12 protein-coding genes are annotated in these 14,771 nt (G+C 42.4%); 8 read left to right on the top strand and 4 right to left on the bottom strand.

All coding sequences use genetic code 11. The annotated features are described in order from the left end of the window. Positions 1-49: 49 nt before the first annotated feature. A complete protein-coding gene (focA, locus tag ACGF7G_RS03055; protein WP_387463460.1) occupies positions 50-907 on the bottom strand; it encodes a formate transporter FocA in 858 nt (285 codons plus the stop codon). A gap of 325 nt (positions 908-1,232) precedes the next feature. Continuing rightward, a complete protein-coding gene (ycaO, locus tag ACGF7G_RS03050) occupies positions 1,233-2,996 on the bottom strand; it encodes a 30S ribosomal protein S12 methylthiotransferase accessory factor YcaO (RefSeq protein WP_387463459.1) in 1,764 nt (587 codons plus the stop codon). A 138-nt stretch (positions 2,997-3,134) separates the two neighbouring features. Between ycaO and ansB the strand changes: the two genes are divergently transcribed. The 7 genes from ansB to ACGF7G_RS03015 all read left to right on the top strand — a co-directional run bounded on the left by ansB (position 3,135) and on the right by ACGF7G_RS03015 (position 10,374). Further along, on the top strand, positions 3,135-4,178 hold the full coding sequence (gene ansB / locus ACGF7G_RS03045) for an L-asparaginase 2 (RefSeq protein ID WP_387463457.1): 1,044 nt from the start codon (positions 3,135-3,137) through the stop codon (positions 4,176-4,178). Between the two features lie 235 nt (positions 4,179-4,413). Beyond that, positions 4,414-5,502: a 3-phosphoserine/phosphohydroxythreonine transaminase gene (gene serC, locus ACGF7G_RS03040; RefSeq protein WP_387463456.1), complete on the top strand. Its 1,089-nt coding sequence runs from the start codon at positions 4,414-4,416 to the stop codon at positions 5,500-5,502. Positions 5,503-5,625: 123 nt separating this feature from the next. Next, positions 5,626-6,912 (top strand): 3-phosphoshikimate 1-carboxyvinyltransferase, encoded by a 1,287-nt coding sequence (gene aroA / locus ACGF7G_RS03035; RefSeq protein WP_387463454.1) that lies wholly within the window; start codon positions 5,626-5,628, stop codon positions 6,910-6,912. A gap of 179 nt (positions 6,913-7,091) precedes the next feature. Next, positions 7,092-7,784 (top strand): (d)CMP kinase, encoded by a 693-nt coding sequence (gene cmk, locus ACGF7G_RS03030; RefSeq protein WP_133814543.1) that lies wholly within the window; start codon positions 7,092-7,094, stop codon positions 7,782-7,784. 173 nt (positions 7,785-7,957) lie between these two features. Beyond that, complete coding sequence (rpsA, locus tag ACGF7G_RS03025; protein ID WP_133814544.1) at positions 7,958-9,631, top strand: 30S ribosomal protein S1; 1,674 nt, start codon at positions 7,958-7,960, stop codon at positions 9,629-9,631. A 70-nt stretch (positions 9,632-9,701) separates the two neighbouring features. Then, a complete protein-coding gene (gene ihfB / locus ACGF7G_RS03020) occupies positions 9,702-9,986 on the top strand; it encodes an integration host factor subunit beta (RefSeq protein ID WP_021325190.1) in 285 nt (94 codons plus the stop codon). 91 nt (positions 9,987-10,077) lie between these two features. Then, complete coding sequence (locus tag ACGF7G_RS03015) at positions 10,078-10,374, top strand: DUF86 domain-containing protein (RefSeq protein ID WP_387463589.1); 297 nt, start codon at positions 10,078-10,080, stop codon at positions 10,372-10,374. 37 nt (positions 10,375-10,411) lie between these two features. Here the strand turns inward: ACGF7G_RS03015 and ACGF7G_RS03010 are convergent, their stop codons facing one another. After that, positions 10,412-11,047 carry a LysE family translocator gene (locus ACGF7G_RS03010; RefSeq protein ID WP_387463453.1) on the bottom strand — a complete coding sequence of 212 codons (636 nt, stop codon included), beginning with the start codon at positions 11,045-11,047 and terminating at the stop codon, positions 10,412-10,414. A 4-nt stretch (positions 11,048-11,051) separates the two neighbouring features. After that, the gene (locus ACGF7G_RS03005; RefSeq protein WP_387463451.1) at positions 11,052-11,864 is read right to left on the bottom strand and encodes a 2OG-Fe(II) oxygenase; all 813 of its coding nucleotides are present in this window, start codon (positions 11,862-11,864) and stop codon (positions 11,052-11,054) included. A 549-nt stretch (positions 11,865-12,413) separates the two neighbouring features. On the opposite strand from ACGF7G_RS03005, the gene ACGF7G_RS03000 reads away from it, so the two are divergent. After that, positions 12,414-14,750: a ComEC family protein gene (locus ACGF7G_RS03000; RefSeq protein ID WP_387463449.1), complete on the top strand. Its 2,337-nt coding sequence runs from the start codon at positions 12,414-12,416 to the stop codon at positions 14,748-14,750. The last annotated feature ends 21 nt before the right edge of the window (positions 14,751-14,771 follow it).

Below are 14,771 nucleotides of genomic sequence, written 5' to 3'. Positions count from 1 at the left end.
TCTACCCTTTTAATAATCGAACTTTTGAGAAACCCGGCGAGGGAGCGAATTAATGTTTTTGCTCACTACGCAGATAAATTAACCAGTAAGTCAAACCCACCAAAATTGCGCCGCCGATAATATTACCGATAGTGACCGGAATTAAATTATTGGTAATAAAGTGTGAAATAGTGAGTTGAGAAAATTGTTCAGGTGTAGCACCCACATTGAACCAGAATTCAGTAGGTGCGAAATGCTTAATAACAATACCAAGCGGAATTAAAAACATGTTAGCAATACTGTGCTCAAAGCCGCTGGCAACAAACATACTCACAGGCAAAATCATGACAAATATTTTGTCCATCAAACTACGCCCGGCATAACTCATCCAAACGGCGAGACAAACCATCAGATTGGCGAGAATGCCTAAAGACAGGGCTTCAATAAACGTGTGATGTACTTTATGGTCAGCCGTTTGTAGCACATTCAGGCCCCATAATCCGTTAGCAACATTATATTGACCGGCAAACCATATCACTGCGACAAAAAATAGCGCACCAATCAAATTACCCAAATAAACGTTAATCCAGTTTTTAAACATTTGGTTCCAGGTTATCCGTCCGGTTGCTTTGGCAATAATGGTGAGCACAGTGGAAGTAAATAAGTCTGCGCCACAAACGACAACGAGCATTAATCCGAGGGAAAAACAGATCCCGCCAACTAATTTAGCTAACCCATAAGGGACAGAGGAGGTTCCTGTGGTGGCGGTAATATAAAAGACAAACGCAATAGAAATAAAAACCCCGGCAGTGATGGCTGATATATAAGTTATTGCAGGATGTTTGGTGGTTTTATAAACACCAATATCATCGGCGATTTGCGTCATTACAGCAGGTGGCAATAAGTTAAAAGGGTTGTCAGCTCGCATACTAACATTCTCTTTATTATTCATTAGTTATTGTACGTAATGATAGTAACAAAGGTGCTTGGCGCTAAATTTGATATAGATCATAATCCTCATCGAGCAAACGCGGTTTTGATGGGATTGAATGGATAAAATGCTAATTAATTTATTGAGTTACGTTGATTAAATTTTTTTTAAATTTTATTGTATTTTTTTATTTGCCAATTGAAAGGCAATTCAATAAGTAAAATTTCAGGTTAATTTGTTATTTATTTGTTGTTTTAAATAAGCTTAATTTAACCTGAATTCTACTTTTAATACTGAATCATCTTTTCAGCCAAATTGAATATTATTTGGCATTCCAGAAGTGATATTTTGCTTTTTGCAGCTTCTCATAAGCGGCTAATAAAGCCTGATGAGCAGACAGTGATTTTAAATCTGAATCGATTGACCACAGGCCATAAAAACACGTTTCACCCGCAACCGCTGCTGACGCTGCTTCAACAGCATCTTGCCCGTACATTTTTATGAATGCCTGGTAATATTGCGAAGGTTCTTTATCTGCTTCCAAAGCAAGTAAAAGCAGTGTTTGCAGACAGCGATAATAGTTAGCCCGTTCTATCGTAAAGACTGAGGCGTTAAAATCCTGAGTCCATTCTACCCAAATCAGCGCCTGTTCCAGATCACCCGCTGCCAGCGCCAACATGGATTTCAATTCACCAATACGTAAATTGCTCCAGCCATTATCTTTACCAACCGCAATACCAAGTAGTTCACGGATACGGGTAAAATCGTCCAGACCTTCTTCATCTAATTGTTCAAGCAGTGCCAGATATTCCTCCGGTCGCCATTGACTATCCGGTAGCGCGAATAAAGTTTCCCGTAGATGGATCCCCATGGTGTTATTGGCAATATGCAAATCTTCCACAGGATAAATATCAGACATACCCGGTACCAGAATACGGCAGGCATAAACACCAAGGTGCTCGTAGTCAGCAATATAAACTTCCGCATCCAGTTGTTTGAAAATAGCCATCAAGGTGGCAAATTCTTCTTCTGTAGTGCCGCTGAAATTCCAGTCAGCAAATGTATAATCAGCAGCTTGTTTGAATAGATCCCAACTGATTAATCCGCTCGAATCAATAAAGTGGGTTTCCAGATTAGTCTGTTCCGCAATTTCTTCATTATCGAAAGTGGGGGCATTGAACACATCCAGATCTTTCAGGCTACGGCCCTGCAACAGTTCGGTAACTGTACGTTCCAGTGCCACACCAAATTCAGGATGAGCACCAAAAGAGGCGAAACAAGTACCATTATTGGGGTTAAACAGAACCACGCAAATAACCGGGAATTGCCCACCAAGAGAAGCGTCATAACAATAGAGCGGGAAGCCTTCATCCTGTAATTTGTTAACTGCTTCAACAACCCCAGGATAACGATTCATCACTTCCTGGGGAATTTCTGGCAGGCTGATGCCTTCTGCGATAATCCGGTTTTTTACATAGCGTTCAAAAACTTCTGATAACCCTTGGACTCTGGCTTCATTAACTGTATTGCCTGCTGACATACCATTGGAAACATAAAGATTGCCAATAATATTCATTGGAATATAAACGGTATGATGATCAGATTGACGGGTAAACGGCAGTGAGCAGATTCCGCGCTCTTCATTACCTGATTGCAAATCAACTAACTGACTTGCACATAAATCATTCTCAGGATCGTAAAACTGACGTAACCGGGCATCCAGAATGCCTTCTGGCAAGGAATCATCATCTGGTAAAGCAAACCATTTTTCATTGGGATAATGGACAAAATCACCGTTAGCGATAGCGTGTCCTAAGTAGAAATCAGCAAAAAAATAGTTGGTTGACAAACGTTCAAAATACTCCCCTAAAGCAGAAGCTAGAGCGGCCTTCTTACTTGCCCCTTTGCCGTTGGTGAAACATAAAGGGCAGTCGCGGTCACGGATATGCACTGACCAGACATGAGGAACCGGATTCAGCCAAGAGGCTTCTTCGATATTAAAGCCAAGATGTTGCAGTTTTTGCTGAAAGATATTGATCGAATCTTCCAGTGCGGCGTCTTTGCCGGGAATGAAGGTTTGCGTCATGATATTCACTTATGAGAGCCCATTACAAAACGCTCATCATACGAGTTTTTTTTCAGTAGCTAAAGTCTAGTATACATCACAGATTTATTGATATCATTGTTCATAATCAAACAGGATATTTTTTCTTAAGGAAGCGGCATGAAAAAGATGAAACACACAGCTTTAGCAAGTTTATTAGCATTAATCAGCGGTTCTGCATTTGCTTTGCCAAATATTACGCTTTTGGCAACAGGAGGAACGATTGCAGGTGGAGGGAAATCTGCAACTGAATCCACCTATGTCGCTGGAAAAGTAGGGATTGATGCATTAGTCAACGCTGTTCCTGAGATCAAAGATATCGCTAACCTGAAAGGTGAGCAGGTGGTGAGTATTGGCTCGCAGGATATGAATGATCAGGTGTGGCTAACCTTGGCGAAAAAAATCAATGCTGATTGCGACAAAACCGATGGTTTTGTTATCACACATGGCACAGATACGATGGAAGAAACGGCTTATTTCCTCGATCTGACGACCCAATGTCAAAAACCGATTGTCATGGTTGGCGCAATGCGTCCATCTACGGCGCTGGGTGCTGATGGCCCGTTAAACCTGTACAACGCAGTGGTCGTTGCGGGAGATAAAGCATCAGCTAAGCGTGGCGTGTTAATGGCAATGAATGATACGGTTATCAGTGGGCGTACCGTGGTGAAAATGAGTACCACTGAAGTTCAGGCATTCCAGCCAATTAATGCCGGCGCGGAAGGCTTTGTTCATAATGGTAAGGTCAATTATTACGCTGAAGCTAAACCGAGAGCGGATAAGGCTATTTTTGATGTCAGTAAACTGGATAAGCTGCCAAAAGTCGGGATTGTTTATAACTATGCTAATGCTTCTGATCTGCCAGCGAAAGCTTTGCTAAATGATGGTTACCAAGGGATTATCAGCGCTGGTGTGGGTAACGGTAATATGTACAAAACGATTTTTGATACCCTCGCTCAGGCTGCTAAAGATGGGGTTGTGGTCGTGAGATCAAGCCGTGTACCGGTGGGGTATGTCACCCAGGATGCGGAAGTGGATGATAGCAAATATGGTTTTGTCGCGTCTGAACGTCTGAATCCGCAAAAAGCCAGAGTGCTTTTACAATTAGCACTGACTAAAACTCATAATCCGGTAAAAATTCACGAAATGTTTGTTAAATATTGAGTTATCGTTCCCTGATTATTGGGGAGATAAAAGTTAAGTGCGGGCGCTGTAAAATACAGCGCCTTGAATACGTTGTTTTCCCATCAAACTCTCATTATGTTGTCAACACACGTTATTTTCCGCTTATCTTTGTTTAATATCCAATAACCGTTGCAGCGACGAAATGGGAATGATACAACCGATATATCGGGTTCTTGTTGTTATCATTATTATTTCGTCAAATAGGGTGAGGTAAATGAGTCAGGTATATAATTTCAGTGCAGGCCCAGCAATGTTACCGGTTGAAGTATTGCGCAGAGCAGAACAGGAACTTTGTAACTGGCATGGTATCGGGACTTCGATTATGGAAGTCAGTCACCGTAGTAAAGAATTTATTGCTGTAGCAAAGGAAGCAGAACAGGATCTACGGGATTTATTATCAGTGCCTGAAAATTATAAGGTATTGTTTTGCCACGGTGGTGCCCGCGGTCAATTTGCCGCTGCTCCAATGAACTTGCTGGGTGACAAGGTTAAAGCGGATTATATTGATGGCGGTTACTGGGCTGAATGTGCAGTCAAAGAAGCAAAAAAATATTGTACGCCGAATGTGATTAATATCAAAACCGACATTAATGGTTTGAAAGGTGTCAAACCAATGAGCGAATGGTCATTAAGCAATGATGCGGCTTATGTTCATTATTGCCCGAATGAAACTATTGACGGTATCGCAATTCATGAAAAGCCGGATTTTAATGATAATCAAGTTATTATTGCGGATTACTCTTCCTCTATTCTTTCAGGGCCGTTGGATGTTAGCTGTTACAGTATGATTTATGCTGGAGCGCAGAAAAATATTGGTCCGGCGGGGCTCACACTGGTTATTGTTCGTGAAGATTTATTAGGTAAAGCTCGTAAAGAAACCCCGTCGATTTTTGACTATACCGTTCTGGCGGCGTGTGACTCCATGTTCAACACACCGCCAACTTTTGCTTGGTATCTCTCCGGCTTGGTTTTCAAGTGGCTGAAAGCGCAAGGTGGGGTACAAGAAATGGCAAAACGTAACCAAGCCAAAGCCGGGCTGCTTTATCATGCCATTGATAACAGTGATTTCTATCGCAACCAGATTGCCCCTGAAAATCGTTCCCTGATGAATGTACCGTTCCAGATGGCAGATGCTTCACTGGACAGCAAATTTCTGGCAGAAGCAGAGGCTCAAGGTTTGCAGGCACTGAAAGGACACCGTGTTTCCGGCGGTATGCGTGCTTCTATTTATAATGCTATGCCGATAGAAGGGGTTCAGGCTTTGGTTGATTTTATGGCTGATTTTGAGCGCCGTAACGGCTAACTTGCCAACCATGACCGGGAGCAAATGTTCCCGGAATATTCAGGGTTAAGGAAATATTTCCTCAAACATAAAAATAACTCACTTATACTTAAATTTAATTGAGAATCGGAGATCCTGTTATTTATGCAATCCCTGACGCTACAACCTATTTTCTCCATTAATGGAACTATTAACCTGCCAGGGTCAAAAAGTGTTTCCAACCGTGCACTATTATTGGCGGCTTTCGCCAAAGGCACGACTTGTCTAACTAACTTGCTGGATAGTGATGATATTCGCCATATGCTCAATGCTTTGACGGCATTGGGGGTCAGCTATCGTTTGTCTGATGATCGTACCTGTTGTGAAGTTGACGGTATGGGTGGGGTGATTACCAGCAAAGGGCCGGTAGAACTGTTTCTTGGCAATGCCGGCACCGCAATGCGCCCATTAGCGGCGGCTTTATGCCTTGGCAAAAATGACGTCATTCTTACTGGCGAACCCCGGATGAAAGAGCGCCCGATTGGTCATCTTGTGGATGCTTTACGTCAAGGGGGCGCAGAAATTGATTATCTGGAGCAGGGAAATTATCCGCCGTTACACATTAAAGGCGGCTTTATTGGCGGCAAAGTGACCGTAGATGGTCGTGTTTCCAGTCAGTTTCTGACTGCGTTGCTCATGACCGCGCCATTGGCAGAAAATGATTCTGAAATTCATATTCAGGGTGAATTGGTTTCCAAACCTTATATTGATATCACTCTGGCACTAATGAAAAGTTTTGGAATTACCGTCAGTCACGATCAATATCAGGTTTTCCACATTAAAGGCCGGCAGAAATACCACTCTCCGGGCCACTATCTGGTTGAAGGTGATGCGTCTTCTGCTTCCTATTTTCTGGCGGCGGCGGCAATCAAAGGTGGCCGTGTGCGTGTGACTGGAATTGGTAAAAACAGCCTTCAGGGGGATACCAAATTTGCCAATGTCCTGGAAAAAATGGGGGCGGAAATTCGCTGGGGTGATGACTTCGTTGAATGTGAACGTGGTACCCTGACTGGCATTGATATGGATATGAATGCGATCCCTGATGCTGCGATGACAATCGCGACGACCGCGCTGTTTGCGCAAGGGGAAACGGTTATTCGCAATATATACAACTGGCGGGTGAAAGAGACAGACCGGCTCCATGCAATGGCGACTGAATTGCGTAAAGTGGGTGCGGAGGTAGAAGAAGGGGAAGATTACATCCGGATTACACCGCCACAAAGATTACTACCCGCTGAAATTGGCACCTATAATGATCACCGGATGGCAATGTGCTTCTCACTGGTGGCTCTGTCTGATACACCGGTTACTATCCTCGATCCAGGTTGTACAGCAAAAACCTTCCCCGATTATTTCAATCAATTGGAAAGATTAAGCCAGCGAAAGTCATAACTGGCGATAATTATGACTCAATAAAGCGTATTTCTTTGATCAAAACCTACTTGCCGTAGAATCCGCTTATTTAGCTTCCCCTTTGAGGGCGTATAATAAGCTACAGATATTGATTGTTTTATTGAGTAAATATTCAGCATCCGGCGAAAATGAATTCGCCATGCGAAAGGAGAACAATAATGGTGGCGATAGCCCCAGTAGTAACTGTTGATGGGCCAAGTGGCGCGGGTAAAGGCACTTTATGTCAGGCACTGGCGAAAGCTTTAGGCTGGCAACTGCTTGATTCAGGTGCTATTTATCGGGTGTTGGCGCTGGCGGCGATTCATCATCAGGTGGATATTCAGTGTGAAGACGCGTTAGTTCCGTTGGCAGCTAATCTTGATGTCCGTTTTGTCCCGGAAAAAGGCAAGTTAAGTGTGATACTTGAGGGTGAAGACGTCAGCAATGAAATTCGTACCGAAACGGTGGGAAATACCGCCTCACAGGCAGCGGCTTTTCCACGGGTGCGTGAGGCATTGTTACGGCGTCAGCGTGCTTTTCGCATTGCTCCGGGTCTGATTGCTGATGGCCGAGATATGGGAACGGTGGTGTTTTCTGATGCACCGGTGAAAATATTCCTTGATGCCAGCGCCGAAGAACGAGCGCGCAGACGTATGCTACAGTTGCAGGAAAAGGGCTTTAGTGTTAACTTTGAACGTCTTTTATCCGAGATACAGGAACGTGATTATCGCGACCGTAACCGGACAGTTGCACCGTTAGCGCCTGCTGAAGACGCATTAATATTGGATTCAACCAGTATGTCTATCGAAGAAGTTATCGATAAAGCGCTAAATTATGTGAAAAAAACGCTTACATTACCTGAGCAATTTTAAGTTTTTAGCTTATAATTGCTGGTGATGTACTGAAAATTGGGAATGTGGGCTAATAAAGTTTTCCCACAAACCAAACAACCTTGTCACAAGGAAATAGTGACAGGGCATGTAAAACAACCCCATTCGGCGGGAAGCTAAATGGACGTTAAATTGAAATTTTGAAGATCATTAACATGACAGAATCTTTTGCTCAACTCTTTGAAGAATCCCTGCTATCTATTGAAACTCGTCCAGGTGCTATCGTTCGCGGCATCGTTGTTGCTATTGATAAAGATGTCGTATTGGTTGACGCGGGTCTGAAATCAGAATCTGCTATTCCTGTAGAACAGTTCAAAAACGCTCAGGGTGAGCTGGAAATCCAGGTCGGTGATGAAATTGATGTTGCGCTAGACGCTGTTGAAGATGGTTTCGGTGAAACTGTTCTGTCCCGTGAGAAAGCAAAACGCCATGAAGCATGGCTGATGCTGGAAAAAGCTTACGAAGAAGCAGAAACTGTTACTGGCATCATCAACGGCAAAGTGAAGGGCGGCTTTACTGTCGAACTGAACGGTATCCGTGCATTCCTGCCTGGTTCTCTGGTTGATGTTCGTCCAGTTCGTGATACGACTCACCTGGAAGGTAAAGAGCTTGAGTTTAAAGTCATCAAACTGGATCAGAAACGCAACAACGTAGTTGTTTCCCGTCGTGCTGTTATCGAATCTGAAAACAGCGCAGAACGTGATCAACTGCTGGAAAATCTGCAAGAAGGCATGGAAGTTAAAGGTATCGTTAAGAACCTGACTGACTACGGTGCTTTTGTTGATCTGGGCGGCGTTGATGGCTTGCTGCACATTACTGATATGGCTTGGAAACGTGTTAAACACCCAAGTGAAATCGTCAATGTGGGCGATGAAATCGCAGTTAAAGTACTGAAATTCGACCGTGAGCGTACCCGTGTATCTTTGGGCTTGAAACAACTGGGCGAAGATCCATGGGTAGCAATCGCTAAACGTTACCCAGAAGGAACTAAACTGACAGGCCGTGTCACTAACCTGACTGACTACGGCTGCTTCGTAGAAATCGAAGAAGGCGTTGAAGGTCTGGTGCACGTTTCAGAAATGGACTGGACCAATAAAAACATCCACCCATCCAAAGTTGTTAATGTTGGTGACGTTGTGGAAGTTATGGTTCTGGATATTGACGAAGAACGCCGCCGTATCTCCCTGGGTCTGAAACAGTGTAAAGCTAACCCATGGCAGCTGTTTGCTGAAACTCACAACAAGAATGACCGTGTTGAAGGTAAAATCAAGTCTATCACTGACTTCGGTATCTTCATTGGTCTGGATGGCGGTATCGACGGCCTGGTTCACCTGTCTGACATCTCCTGGAACGTTACCGGTGAAGAAGCCGTTCGTGAATACAAAAAAGGCGACGAAATTGCTGCTGTTGTGTTGCAAGTTGACGCAGAGCGTGAGCGTATCTCCCTGGGTATCAAGCAACTGGCGGAAGATCCATTCAATAACTACCTGTCTGTAAACAAGAAAGGCGCTATTGTTAATGGTAAAGTTACTGCGGTTGATGCTAAAGGCGCCACAGTAGAACTGGCTGACGGCGTTGAAGGTTACTTGCGTGCATCAGAAGCTTCTCGTGACCGTGTTGAAGATGCAACTCTGGTTCTGAACGTTGGTGATGCAGTTGAAGCTAAATATACTGGTGTTGATCGCAAAAACCGTGTAATCAACTTGTCTGTTCGTGCTAAAGACGAAGCTGATGAAAAAGACGCTATTGCTTCTGTGAACAAGCAAGAAGATACAAACTTTGCTAACAACGCAATGGCTGAAGCTTTCAAAGCAGCTAAAGGCGAGTAGTTAAAGTTAATAACGGTGGATAACACATCACATTAGTGTTATCCAAGTACGGTAGTTTAGGGAGGTACTAATGACCAAGTCTGAATTAATCGAAAGACTTGCTGGCCAGCAATCTCATATTTCGGCCAAAACCGTTGAAGATGCAGTGAAAGAAATGCTTGACCATATGGCAATAACATTGGCAGATGGTGAGCGTATAGAGGTGCGCGGATTCGGCAGTTTTTCTCTTCACTACCGTGCCGCGCGCGTAGGTCGTAATCCTAAAACGGGTGATAAAGTGGAACTGGAAGGTAAATACGTTCCCCATTTTAAACCTGGCAAAGAGTTACGTGATCGCGTGAATATCTACGATTAAGTTTGAAGATAACAAGTTATTGCTTATTCTAAACAGCACCTTTGGGTGCTGTTTTAGATTGATAACAAAATGCTGATCTTTTGGTCAGCGTATTGACCCGACGCCGGAAACTACCCTCTTTGACATTGGCGCGATCCGACACATCCTCGAAGCCATCAAGCGAATCGACAGCTACACGGAAGACATGGACGAACTGGCGTTCCTAAACAACCGGTTAGTGCAGGACGCTGTGATCCGCAACTTCGAGATTATCGGTGAGGCCAGTAACAACATTGGGAGGCGCTATCCCAATTTCGCCGTTGCTAACCCTGAATCGCCACTGTCGTTCGCTTATCAGCAAGTTTTAGAAGTAATGCCTAAGGATTTCCACGAAATTTCGTTTGATTAAAAACGTTATTCGAGCCTCAGGCATAGCATTTCCGGACTTAAGAAAATTTCAGATTGAATAACGTCATTGAATATGAAAAGAAATAGATTCCAAGTATAATCAAAATGACTCCACTGATATAATTAATAAATTTAATAACACGGTGGTTTAGCATTTTTCTAGAGAAAAATATAACCGCATTAATCAATGCCACCCAAAATATAACACCAATAATTGTACCTGATGCGCCAATAAATAAACTGTATTTACCTGATGTAATATTGTTGAGTTGTACACTTACAGATAACCAGAAAATAACATTGTACGGATTTAAGAGTGTTAACAATACACCATCAAAAAACTGTCTGTGGTAGGGCTTTCGTATGATATTCCTATTTTCTTCGTTTTTCTTATTTAGAAAACTGGTAATACCAAACCAAATGACGATTAACGAACCTAAAAAACCGAAAATAGGCATAAAAATAGTATTAGAAAATAATTGTAATACCCCAGCCCCTAAAAGCAACAAATAAATTATATCGGCAAAGCAAGCGCCTAAACCGAAAATTACAGCGTGAAGACAACTGATATTTAAGTGTCTGCGCATAATTTCTATATTTATAGGGCCAACGGGAGCCGCAGCTCCCAAACCTAAAAGAAAAAACGTTCCTAATGTACTTATTACATCAACCATATAATTAATTCCATAGCATGAGATGTTTATTTAGTGATAATCCAATGAAACTTTGTAACGATATTCTACACCCATCGGAAAAACTACGAATGGCATGGGGTTTCCTGGTATTTATTATGATCAAATCTCCTTGTTCTGGTTTAATAAGAATGGATGGAGGAAGAGTGCCTCGCCAATCATTTTCTGCATTATCTTCGATTAACTCGGTGATAGGAATCATAGGAACATCCCACAGTTCCAGCTCTCCTCCATTTACAGGCATTTTGATATATATATTCACCGAGAATTGCCCCAACAAATTGACAGATTGCTGTTGAAGGCCATCAAAATGAGGTTGTTTTTCAACCATAAAAGAGCGTTCAGGCCTTTTCATCACCCTGGCGATACCAACATGCATCTTTTTACCTTCGAAGTTTGCAATACTGGCTCCAAAGGACCATATTTCATCTAACTCTAAACGAAATTTATCGAAAGGGGACAACATGGGAGCACAGAAGTTTCTGACATTTCTTATTGCGGGTAACACGTTCTCAAAATATTTTTTATAACTGTCGCTATCTTTGGGTTTTCCAAACGTCGTGTTGTAAGATATACCAACTCTATCAACGCCATAATCCACAAAAATAGTTTTGTCTCCTTTTTTCAAATCATGTGCATGAAGTTCCAGATTTTCATGCGAGAGGAAAAAATCAGAGAGCTTGTCTGAAATAGGACTATCAACATATTTTTTTACATGAATTGCTAACGCTTCATCATTAAATAGTCTAGTGAGATCATTTTCTTGTAAAGAATCAGATATAATTATTTCATTTTTCATAAAAACCACCTTGTCTGTATTTAACATGATTTTTGATGATTTTCCACATGAAAATAGAATGGAAAGTGTAATATAGTCTTCTTCATGTTTAATCAATGCGATATTGTTCACAAAAATTAGATAGTGATTGATGTAATTCCTCCAAGTTAGTATCCAATAATATAGATAATACCTGATGGTAATGATTTTTTATTTTGCATACGATACTTTACAGCATTTACTAATGATTTCAGAAACAAGATATTTAATGGTAATAATAAATGGATAATATAACTTATTGATAGCCTGGATTGCGTGTTTGTGTCTGTAGTACAAGTATGGGCTGGTAGTGTTTTTTATTCGATATCCGTACTGAATATAAAGATAAAAAATAATATGTCAACGTATGACCATTTGCGAAGTTGATCGCATTTTTCTATGAAATTATTTTTAGCTTAAAATTAATCTGCGAAGGTGTTTGATAATTTTTCCGATGCCTCTGGCTGCCTTTTAAATAATAAGGAATACTTTGTTGGGTAAAATAAAAGAGTAAGGATGGGATAAACAAGGATGTGGCTTGCAGTCTTGATAAACAGAATAACGATAAATTGGAAACAGCCTGTTCCGGTAATCAGCGTGAATCAGGCTGCGATAGCCATTATTGCCGGTATTATACCCTTGCTTTTTTTGCCTGAATTACCGCAAAAACAGCAAATTATTGCATTGATATTACTGGCTTTATTCTGTTTGTTTTTGCCATCTTGTCTTTGCCGGATGGTATCAATTTCGTTGCTGGCATTTCTTATTGGATGCTGGCAGGGGAATCATCTGCTGGAACAAATAATCTATTTCAGTGAGAAAGAGCACTTATCACGGGTCATTGTTGAAAGTTTGTCATTGGGTGATAAAGAAAGTGAAGGAAAAAACCGGGTTCTTCTGCGTATTATTGCAGATGAAAATAAAATTATTTTCCCGCCACTGTATATCTCTGCTTATTGGAATATTTCACCTGAATCTCTGTGTGCTGGTCAAAAATGGCGGCTAAAAATGAAATTACGGCCAGTTCATAGTCAGCTAAATCAAGCTGGTTATGATAGCCAGCGCAGGGCATTGGCTATCCGCCAGCCTCTAACAGGGAAAGTGATTCATGCTGAATTGATTAACGAGAAATGTAATTTACGCCAGCAACTGGTCACTAATATTGCTCCGGCTATGCGTGAGTTAAAACACAGTGGCATTGCAATGGCATTGGCATTCGGTGAGCGTCAATGGCTAAGTAAGGAGGATAACTTATTATTACAACAGACAGGTACTGCTCACCTTATGGCAATTTCAGGGTTGCATATTACCATTGCCAGCCTGTTTGGTTGGGGAATGGCAAGGGTATTGCAACTCTTCTTTCCTGTACGTTGGATAGGGCACAAATTCCCACTGATTACCGGCTGGATAGTGGCAATGAATTATGTCTGGCTATCGGGTTGGGGAATTCCGGCTATTCGCGCATTACTTGGCTTAACTCTCTGGCTCTATTTACGCTACAGAAATATCCTGTGTTTTCCTTGGCAGTGGGCATTGTGGACAGCGGCAATTATTCTCTTATTTGATCCCCTGACCGTGCTTTCTGATAGCTTCTGGCTCTCCTTCTTTGCTGTGATGGCTTTGATGTTCTGGTTCTACTGGGCACCGCTGACTGAACCATTTCGTTATGGCTGGAAATGGCTATGGCTACGTGGGTTATATCTGCAAATGGGCATGATGCTGATGCTTATTCCCCTCCAGCTATTATTATTTCATGGCGTTAATTTTGCCGCTTTATTTGCTAACTTCTGGGCCGTGCCAATCATCTCTTTTATCACTGTGCCATTGATTATGCTGGCATTAATAAGCACTTTTTGCCCTCTTATTCAGGCTTTATTATGGCAATTAGTCGATTACTCTGTGACCTTCTCTTTGATCCCTTTGCCAGTTTTGCAACAGTCATGGCGTGAAACTGGCCGTTTTCCTCTACTAATCACATTTATTGCTTGGTTTAGTCTCATTATCTGGCGATTCGCCTGGTGGCAATCATACAAATTGCTGATTGGCATTTCTTTAGGGGTCATGCTCTGTTATCTGAGGCGCGCCGAAGAATATCTATGGCGGTTTTCTATGCTGGATGTTGGGCATGGGCTGGCTGTTATCATTGAAAAAGAGGGCAAGGCGCTGATTTTTGATACCGGTAACCGTTGGGAAACCGGCAATATGGCTGAGAGGGTGATAATCCCTTATTTGCGTTGGCACAGATTAACGCCGGAGCAGATTATTATCAGTCATGATCACCTTGACCATACGGGCGGGTTGGTATTCTTACAACAGAAATATCCTGATATTACTGTCAGAAGTCCTTTAATTAACAGTGAACATCTTCCCTGTATACGCGGTGAACAGTGGCGCTGGCAGGGGTTGAGCTTCCGTGTATTATGGCCGCCGGCAAGATCATTACGTGCGGGTAACAATGAATCTTGTGTCATTCGTGTAGATGATGGTCAATATAGCCTGCTTTTGACCGGGGATCTGGAAAAACAGGGGGAATATAAGCTGCTGGGAATAGAAAAAGAGCATTTAAGATCGACGATATTGCAAGTTCCACATCATGGTAGTAACACATCATCTACGGCCGCTTTTATTCATACCGTGGCACCGCAATATGCATTGGCCTCTGTTGCACGCTATAGCCCGTGGCGGCTCCCTTCGGTTAAGGTGCAGCGGCGTTATCGTCAGGCCGGTGCAAAATGGCGTACTACCGCAGTGTCCGGGCAGATAACCGCTTATTTTTATGGCGATTATGTTGAAGTTATGGGCTACAGGCAACAAATTATGTCACGTTGGTATCATCAGTGGTTTGGTATTCGTGGTGATCATGAGTAGAATAACCCGCTATTTCTTTTT

The sequence above is a fragment of the Photorhabdus sp. RM323S genome (genome assembly GCF_042879375.1).
Classification (GTDB): Bacteria; Pseudomonadota; Gammaproteobacteria; order Enterobacterales; family Enterobacteriaceae; genus Photorhabdus; species Photorhabdus tasmaniensis.
The sequence above is the reverse complement of the archived record's forward strand: the minus strand, read 5'-3'. Positions and strand labels throughout refer to the sequence as shown.

Bases quoted from the DNA above. Each gene is read 5' to 3' on its own strand.
- ycaO (WP_387463459.1), bottom strand. From the start codon at position 2,996: ATGACGCAAACCTTCATTCCCGGCAAAGACGCCGCACTGGAAGATTCG.
- ACGF7G_RS03000 (WP_387463449.1), top strand. From the start codon at position 12,414: ATGTGGCTTGCAGTCTTGATAAACAGAATAACGATAAATTGGAAACAG.
- ACGF7G_RS03005 (WP_387463451.1), bottom strand. From the start codon at position 11,864: ATGAAAAATGAAATAATTATATCTGATTCTTTACAAGAAAATGATCTC.
- cmk (WP_133814543.1), top strand. From the start codon at position 7,092: ATGGTGGCGATAGCCCCAGTAGTAACTGTTGATGGGCCAAGTGGCGCG.
- rpsA (WP_133814544.1), top strand. From the start codon at position 7,958: ATGACAGAATCTTTTGCTCAACTCTTTGAAGAATCCCTGCTATCTATT.
- ansB (WP_387463457.1), top strand. From the start codon at position 3,135: ATGAAAAAGATGAAACACACAGCTTTAGCAAGTTTATTAGCATTAATC.
- aroA (WP_387463454.1), top strand. From the start codon at position 5,626: ATGCAATCCCTGACGCTACAACCTATTTTCTCCATTAATGGAACTATT.
- focA (WP_387463460.1), bottom strand. From the start codon at position 907: ATGCGAGCTGACAACCCTTTTAACTTATTGCCACCTGCTGTAATGACG.
- serC (WP_387463456.1), top strand. From the start codon at position 4,414: ATGAGTCAGGTATATAATTTCAGTGCAGGCCCAGCAATGTTACCGGTT.
- ACGF7G_RS03010 (WP_387463453.1), bottom strand. From the start codon at position 11,047: ATGGTTGATGTAATAAGTACATTAGGAACGTTTTTTCTTTTAGGTTTG.
- ihfB (WP_021325190.1), top strand. From the start codon at position 9,702: ATGACCAAGTCTGAATTAATCGAAAGACTTGCTGGCCAGCAATCTCAT.